Below are 1,425 nucleotides of genomic sequence, written 5' to 3'. Positions count from 1 at the left end.
GAGTTATTGTCAAATCTGGTGTTTGCCAGGCGGGGCCCGGTCAGGCGGCAAGCGGTTGCTGAGCCGGTGTGCTGTCGGTCACCGGTAGTCCGTTTTTATACGGGATGCCTTCGAGCAGCGAGGCGACCTTTTCTGGCGCACGAATGCGCCGCCATGATTGTTCCGCCGACTCGATCAGCTTGAATGCAAGGCCGAGGAAGGTCGGACGCGAAACGCAATTGCGCGTGCGGGTTGTTCGATGCCGAACGGTGGCAAAGGTTGACTCAATCGGATTGGTCGTTCTCAAGTGCTGCCAGTGTTCAGCGGGAAAATCATAAAAGGCCAGCAACTCGTCGCGATCCTTCGTGAGCTTTTCAGCCGCCTTCGGGTACTTGGCCGAATAGGCGTCAATGAAGCGGTCGAAAGCCGCGAGCGCTTCTTCGCGCGTGCCGGCTTGCCAAATCTCCTGCAGCCCGGCTTTGGCCCGACCATGCTGTGATTTGGGCAAGGCGTTGAGGATATTTCCAGTTTTATGGAACCAGCAGCGCTGATGACCAGTCTTTGGAAATACTTCGGCCAAGGCCGCCCACAGACCCATTGCTCCGTCGCCGCTCGCGAGCAGCGGACCGCTTTGTAGGCCTCGCGCTTTCAGATCCAGCAAAAGCTCGCACCAGGCGTCCTTGGACTCCCGGTAGCCGTCGCCGATTGCTACGCGTTCTTTCGTTCCGTCTGGCTTCACGCCGATGATGACCAACAAGCACTGGCCATCCGAATCATCACTTCGCAGCCCCGTGTGGATGCCGTCGGCCCACCAGTAGACCCAGCGAGCTTGTGATAGATCACGCTGATTCCACAGGGCGTGCTCTTCGGCCCACTGAGCCTTCAGACGGCTGACCACGTTGGGCGAAAGACCTTTGGCCTCTTCACCCAGCAGCACGCTCAGCGCCTCGCTCATGTTGCCGCTTGAGACGCCGCGTAGATACAGCCAGGGCAAAGCCGCCGACACGCGGGGTGACTTACGAATATAGGGCGGCACGATGTTCGAATTAAACTTCACGCCCGAGCCTGAGCGATCGCGCACCTTCGGTACCTTTACCGTGACCGGACCAATCGCCGTGACGACCTCGCGCTCGGGGAGGTAGCCATTGCGAACCACAGTCCGCCTTCCGTCAAGCGTCTTCACATTGTCAAACCGTTCGAGCAGTGTTGCCAATTCGGCCTCGATCGCTTGCTGGATAATTTGCCGCGCGCCTTGTTGAATCAAATCGTCAAGTCCGCTGGTTGCTGCTTCCGATTTACCGAAGCTCGTTTCTTCTGTAACCTTCTTCATTGGTGGTGGATCCCGGTTTGACTGATTGTTACTCTCGACAAGCAACATTCTCAGCTAAACCTCCACCGCCTCCAAATCCCCGCCTCGCCCCGAACACCAGTTTCGACCATAACTCC

General features: G+C 58.0%; 1 protein-coding gene. It reads right to left on the bottom strand.

Translation table 11 applies throughout. From position 1 onward, the window contains the following. Positions 1–40 precede the first annotated feature (40 nt). Positions 41–1,309, bottom strand: a complete 1,269-nt coding sequence (locus AWB82_RS36620; protein ID WP_086974106.1) for an IS256 family transposase — start codon at positions 1,307–1,309, stop codon at positions 41–43. Positions 1,310–1,425: the final 116 nt, after the last annotated feature.

This window comes from Caballeronia glebae (assembly GCF_001545035.1).
Classification (GTDB): Bacteria; Pseudomonadota; Gammaproteobacteria; order Burkholderiales; family Burkholderiaceae; genus Caballeronia; species Caballeronia glebae.
Note: the sequence above shows the minus strand (reverse complement) of the source record. Positions and strands in the feature narration are given on the sequence as shown.